Below are 5,696 nucleotides of genomic sequence, written 5' to 3' on the forward strand. Positions count from 1 at the left end.
CCAAGGTCTACAACCAGTATGCCGACCTTGTGGCCTACGACAACACCATCCTGAAGGCACGCAACATCATCGGCGCCTACAACCCCGACAGCCGCCGCCGCGTGCTGCTCTTCGCCCACTGGGACAGCCGCCCCTATGCCGACGAGGACAAGGATCCGTCGAAGCACCGGACACCCATCCTAGGTGTGAACGACGGTGCCAGCGGTGTGGGCGTGTTGCTCGAAGTGGCCCGCCAACTGCAGAAGCAGGCACCGGCCATCGGCATCGACATCATCTTCTTCGATGCCGAAGACTACGGTACGCCCACCTTCCACAAAGGTCGGTACAAGCCCGACACCTGGTGTCTGGGGTCACAATACTGGGGACGTGTACCCCACGTGGACAATTACAACGCCCGTTTCGGCATCCTGCTGGACATGGTAGGCGGCAAGAACGCCACCTTCTATCAGGAGCTCTTCTCCAAACGTACGGCGGGCAAGCAGGTCAAGAAGATCTGGGATGCCGCCCACCGGCTGGGTTTTGGCAGCTTCTTCCCCAAGGAAGACGGGACGGAAGTGACGGACGATCATCTCTATGTGTACAATCTGCGCAAAATTCCCTGCGTGGACATCATCAACTACGACCCGAAGTGCGACACGGGCTTCGGCGACTTCTGGCACACCACGGACGACAACATGGACGTGATAGACAAAAGTACCCTGACGGCCGTGGGGCAGACAGTGCTGGAAGTGATTTACAACGAGAAATAAACTTTAAAAGCTAAAGATATGACCATCAACGAAATGCAAGACGAAGTCATCGCTGAGTTCAGCGACTTCGACGACTGGATGGACCGCTACCAGCTGCTCATCGACCTGGGCAACGAACAGCAACCCCTCGACGAAAAGTACAAGACCGACCAGAACCTGATAGAAGGCTGCCAGAGCCGCGTGTGGCTGCAGGCCGACGAACAGGACGGCAAAATCATCTTCCAGGCCGAAAGCGACGCCCTGATTGTGAAAGGCATCATTGCCCTGCTCATCAAAGTGCTTTCGGGCCATACCCCCGACGAGATACTGGAAGCCGACCTCTACTTCATCCCCCGCATTGGGCTGCAAGAACATCTTTCTCCCACCCGCAGCAACGGCCTGCTCTCCATGGTGAAGCAGATGCGGATGTATGCGCTGGCGTTCAAGGCGAAGGAAGGATAAAATAAGAGCAGATTAAAAATAAGTAAATTATGAGGGGGGGGTCAAAACAAAGGAATCTGAAACTCTCCTCCTTCTGGAAGGAGGAGTACCCGAAGGGGGAGGTGGTAGGCGAAAACATAAAGTGTTAATATACAGAGTGTCGTAAAACCTACCACCCCGCCCGTTGGGCACCCCTCCTTCCAGAAGGAGGGGAATCAGGAAATATAACTAAATTTCGACACACCCTATAAGAAAGACATGGCCGGACAGAAGGAAAACGGCACATTCGCTTCGCTGCAGGAAGGGCACTGCCTATGGAAGGCGCTGGAAGAAAAGCCGCTGTGGTGGAGGAATATCCTGGCCGACCCCGAGCTTTACGTGGAGGTACGCAAGGACAATTATCTCAATGTCTATTTTTATGGCGGATGCCTGGCCCTTGTCCGATGGGCGAATGGCGGCATCGTGGCAGAAACGAACCGGAAATATGCAGCAGACTGCCGGCAGACCGGCACGGACCCTGCCAGCGGCAATTGTCTGGAACAGCTTCAAAGCAAGGAAGGGCTGGAAAGAATCAAGAGGGGGATTGCGCAAGTCTACCACAAACTGCCCCTGCAGGCGACGGCCAATGCCCGGAAGAAGGTTTGCGTCTCCGGCGAGAAAATGGTGCAGGGCGGAATGATATTGCATGACAGGAACCGCTACATTGACTCCGAACTGGCCTACCGGATGAAAGGGCGGGAAACCATGCGCGTCGACCTGACAGAGCTGAGAAACCAGACGCTGGTCCTCGTGGAGCTGAAACTCATCACAGACAGCCGGCTCAGACACCTGGACAGCCAACCCGAAATCATCGCGCAAATGGCGAAGTATTACGACTTCATCAACAGCCACCGGCAAGAACTCATCGGTTACTACACAAGCATACTGGCCATCAAGCAGAGAATAGGCGTCTGGCAGGGAGATAGCTCTATCCGGGCTGTTTCTCCCAAGCCCGAACTGCTGATTGTCGACACCTATTCCCAAACGACCCAAGGCCGGGAAGCGAGAACGGCCGCCATCTGTAAACTGCTGGAAACAGGGAAAGGACATTTCGACTACGCCATCCGGAAATATCCGGACTTATGCAGATAACCGTCCGTCGCCTTGCCCGGATGGGCGGACAAATTACCCGCATCTCCATTCAGAATAGGAGAAATGGCACACAGACAACGCAGATGTTACAGAGACTCACGGATTAAACCCTTTATAGACTGGCATTTCAATCTGTGAAAGTCTGTAACATCTGTGTTGTCTGTGTGCCATCCGCCTTTTGTGTCTGTATTGCTTTCAGGGCGCATCCATACAGACTAAAGTTAGGGGCATCAGTAAGGACTGTTTTCCCTCTTTCTTCTCCTGAACATTTTTTCTTGGGTCAATTGTGATTCACGCTCGATAGTCGCCAGACTTCTGTCATCGAACAACGGGCCGATAATCAGGCTTAACAGGTAGAGCACCGCCGGACATACGACAATCAGTTCGGCCAAAAGCCGCAAGGAAACCTGGAACAGAGACGTCAGGGTGCCAAAGACGATGCTGATGGCAATGAAAAGGAAAACGGTGATGACCGCTCCCTTGATGCCCGCCTTGACAAGGTTAATAAGAAGGGGTATGAGGTAGCACAACGCGGCTCCTATCCAGAAAACGCCCGTAATGCTGACAGACAAGAGGCCGGCCGGGAATGTCAGCAGATAGCCGGCCACAATGGGCCAAGCCTTCATATTGTCGTCGCCCGAGGCATAAAAGAAAACAATGAAGCCAAACTGCAAGATGAGATACAGCCCCAGCGGAAGGACGCGCAGCATTGATTCCGTCAGTCCGTAATAAGCCGGATTACACCACCAGAAGGTTTCCCAATCGAGCATGGCGCTCAGGTAAACCTGGATACCTGCCGAAAGGAGGAACAGCAGTCCGGGCAGAAACAGCTTTGAACTTATCAGCAACAGGATGATGGCGGCCAGGAGCAATGCGGCGGACAGTATCGGGGGAATGTAGCCGTAGAGGAAACGCCCGAATGAAGAATGGGGGTCGAGCTTTACAAGGCTGATGCCCATCAGCTCGGGCGGCGCAGGGCTGAAGTCGTCGTCGGCAAACAGGTCTTGCACGCCCTCTCCGTTGTTCTCGGAGAACACGAGCCAGCGGGCTTCGGTATAGTACTGCTTGCCCTTGTATTCTATTTTAGCCAATATGCCCCGTGAGCTGAGGGTGTCTTCTACAACCCGTGAGAGGACTTTGATTTCGGTGCCATTGGGTATCCTGTATCCCTTTTCATTGGAACGGTCAATGACTTTGGCTGGCTTGTCCTTGGTGAAAATGACGTTGTTTACCAAGCTCTCTACCCGGTATAACTGCGCCGAAGCGTCCGCGCAGAACAACGACAACAGGATAAAGACGAACAGATGCAATGTTGTTTTCATGATTAGATGACTTTTGTATGGATTAATTTTGGTTTGCTACTTGACTGCGAACAACACATCCGAACAGAGCTCACAATGTTCCTAAAGACTAAAGTTACAAAGTTTTCAATGGCTAAAGTTACAATGCTTTTTTGAAATATCCTCACAAAAGTGCAAATTAGCGTCGCTCAAGCCGAATATTCAGGAAATCCGGAAGAGAAGCGGCCCCAATTCCAAGTCTCTCTGCCCGTGGTGAAGCAGGGGAAAGCGGGGAATCAAGGAAAAAGGGTGTTAATGCCTGAGACTTATTATGACAAGACGGCTCTAACCGCCCCCGTCCGCACAGCGGCGCGCCTCCTCCACCACCTCCGCAGGATAGCCGTAGAGTTCGATGATGCGGATGGCGTTGCGCTCGGTCACGGGACCGGGCTTCAGCAGATAGTCGAAGGAGAGTTTGCCGTCGGCAACGGTTTCGCAGAAATGATAGAGGCGGTATTGTCCGGCAAGCAAGCCGGACAGTTCGATGTCGTGCGTAGACGCAAAGACTACATTTCCCGGTGCGGCCAGGGCGGAGAGCACCGCCTTGGCTATGGCAATGCGCTCCACGGTGTTGGTGCCCTTGAAGAGCTCGTCCAGCAGGAAGAGGCAACTGCCCTGTTTGCTCTGCCGCAACATTTCTTTCATCGTCTGCACCTCCTGAAGGAACAGGCTTCTGCCTGCCAGCAAGTCATCTTCCACATGGATGGCAGAGCATAGCTTTGCCTCGGGCAGACAACGGAAACTTTCGGCAAAGCACGTGTCAAGAGCCTTGCCGCACAGCACGCTGACACCAACGGCGCGGATGAAGGTGGTCTTGCCCGCCATGTTGGAACCCGTAATCAGGACCGACTGTCCGTCAAGGGTCAGGCTGTTGGGCACACAGTCCTCCACCAAAGGATGATACAACTTGTCCGCATGAAAGGTTTCCCCCACGCAGCAGTCCTCCGGACAGGCATAGTAAGGAAGTTCCCCGCGCAGCACGGACACCGAGCAGAGCACATCGGCCATCCCCCAGAAGCGGAAAACGGCATGCAGTTCTTCACGCCTGCCTTTCAGCAAGCGGAAAGCCTTTGCCACGGAAATGACCTCGCGCAGGAACACGATGTTCAGCACCTCCACCAGCAGCCACGCCAACAGCGCCGCTTCGCTCTCCAACCGGACATGGAAACGGAAAGCCGACAATTTCTGCTGCAACGGCCGCAGCGCCTGCAACGTCCCGGCAATCTTCCCGTCAATCACCCGGGCAAAGGGATATTGCGACAGCTGTCCGCTCTGCCTCAACAAGCGCCACAGGCAGGGGATGGAGAAGAAGTAGGCCTGCATCCACGACTTGTTGCGATAGTGTATCCACAGGTTCGCGAAAAGGGAAACCGCCAACAGCCCCACGAACCAGGCAGAAGCAGTCACATAGAGCAAGCCCAACGACAGGAAAGGAAGCAGCTGCAGGACGTAGAGCCAGCCCATCGGCCAGCCGAAAGGCGGCACGTCCTCCCCGTCAATCAGTTCAATCACCCGATAGGCATCGGGAGTATCCAGCTTGCGCAACACCCGCCGCACCTCCTCGCGCAACGCCTTGTCTGCCGCAAAGCCGTCCACCACCTCTTTGCAGCGCCTGACGTCGGACACGCGGTCGTAGCGCAACAGGCTGTAAAGATACTGCCTGCCAATGGCCGACGAAGTCCGGTCCACACGCTCAAACAGCGCTTCCCCGTTCAGGTCGTCCCAGGTCTTGTCAGGCAGCAGTCCCTCCCTGTCCGTCGCTGAGCGATGACGGAAGTAGAGCGTCTTTTCTCCATCGGCCGTTCCCATCGCCTATTCCTCCTCCCTGTATTCCAAGATGTCCCCCGGCTGGCAGTCCAGCACCTTGCAGATGGCTTCGAGGGTGGAGAAGCGGATGGCTTTCGCCTTGCCCGTCTTCAGGATGGAAAGGTTGGCGGGGGTGATGTCTATCTTCTCGGCCAGCTCGCCCAAAGAAATCTTCCGGCGGGCCATCATTATATCCAAATTCACTACTATCGGCATAGGCAAAGGGTTAAATGGTTAAGTCCTGCTCCTC

Annotated in this window: 6 protein-coding genes; 3 read left to right on the forward strand and 3 right to left on the reverse strand. The window is 54.7% G+C overall.

All coding sequences use genetic code 11. The features are described 5' to 3' along the window. The 3 genes from Q1Y74_RS13205 to Q1Y74_RS13215 all read left to right on the forward strand — a co-directional run. The coding region (locus Q1Y74_RS13205; protein WP_300814762.1) for a M28 family peptidase at positions 1-749 on the forward strand (749 nt) is incomplete at its 5' end. An 18-nt stretch (positions 750-767) separates the two neighbouring features. Continuing rightward, the gene (locus Q1Y74_RS13210; RefSeq protein ID WP_300814763.1) at positions 768-1,190 is read left to right on the forward strand and encodes a SufE family protein; all 423 of its coding nucleotides are present in this window, start codon (positions 768-770) and stop codon (positions 1,188-1,190) included. Positions 1,191-1,427: 237 nt separating this feature from the next. Then, complete coding sequence (locus tag Q1Y74_RS13215; protein ID WP_300814764.1) at positions 1,428-2,300, forward strand: hypothetical protein; 873 nt, start codon at positions 1,428-1,430, stop codon at positions 2,298-2,300. 230 nt (positions 2,301-2,530) lie between these two features. Here Q1Y74_RS13215 and Q1Y74_RS13220 read toward each other — a convergent pair whose 3' ends face one another. The 3 genes from Q1Y74_RS13220 to Q1Y74_RS13230 all read right to left on the reverse strand — a co-directional run bounded on the left by Q1Y74_RS13220 (position 2,531) and on the right by Q1Y74_RS13230 (position 5,662). Next, entirely contained in the window at positions 2,531-3,622 is a 1,092-nt protein-coding gene (locus Q1Y74_RS13220) for a hypothetical protein (RefSeq protein ID WP_300814765.1), read from the reverse strand. Between the two features lie 303 nt (positions 3,623-3,925). Further along, the gene (locus Q1Y74_RS13225; protein WP_300814766.1) at positions 3,926-5,449 is read right to left on the reverse strand and encodes a hypothetical protein; all 1,524 of its coding nucleotides are present in this window, start codon (positions 5,447-5,449) and stop codon (positions 3,926-3,928) included. Between the two features lie 3 nt (positions 5,450-5,452). Next, positions 5,453-5,662, reverse strand: coding sequence for a helix-turn-helix transcriptional regulator (locus Q1Y74_RS13230; protein WP_022162894.1), 210 nt, complete (start codon positions 5,660-5,662; stop codon positions 5,453-5,455). Positions 5,663-5,696: the final 34 nt, after the last annotated feature.

Origin of the sequence: uncultured Bacteroides sp. (assembly GCF_949298305.1) — a bacterium.
Lineage (GTDB): Bacteria > Bacteroidota > Bacteroidia > Bacteroidales > Bacteroidaceae > Bacteroides.

Excerpts from the sequence above, each read along its gene's own strand:
- Q1Y74_RS13210 (WP_300814763.1), top strand. The coding sequence starts at position 768 with ATGACCATCAACGAAATGCAAGACGAAGTCATCGCTGAGTTCAGCGAC.
- Q1Y74_RS13215 (WP_300814764.1), top strand. The coding sequence starts at position 1,428 with ATGGCCGGACAGAAGGAAAACGGCACATTCGCTTCGCTGCAGGAAGGG.
- Q1Y74_RS13220 (WP_300814765.1), bottom strand. The coding sequence starts at position 3,622 with ATGAAAACAACATTGCATCTGTTCGTCTTTATCCTGTTGTCGTTGTTC.
- Q1Y74_RS13225 (WP_300814766.1), bottom strand. The coding sequence starts at position 5,449 with ATGGGAACGGCCGATGGAGAAAAGACGCTCTACTTCCGTCATCGCTCA.
- Q1Y74_RS13230 (WP_022162894.1), bottom strand. The coding sequence starts at position 5,662 with ATGCCGATAGTAGTGAATTTGGATATAATGATGGCCCGCCGGAAGATT.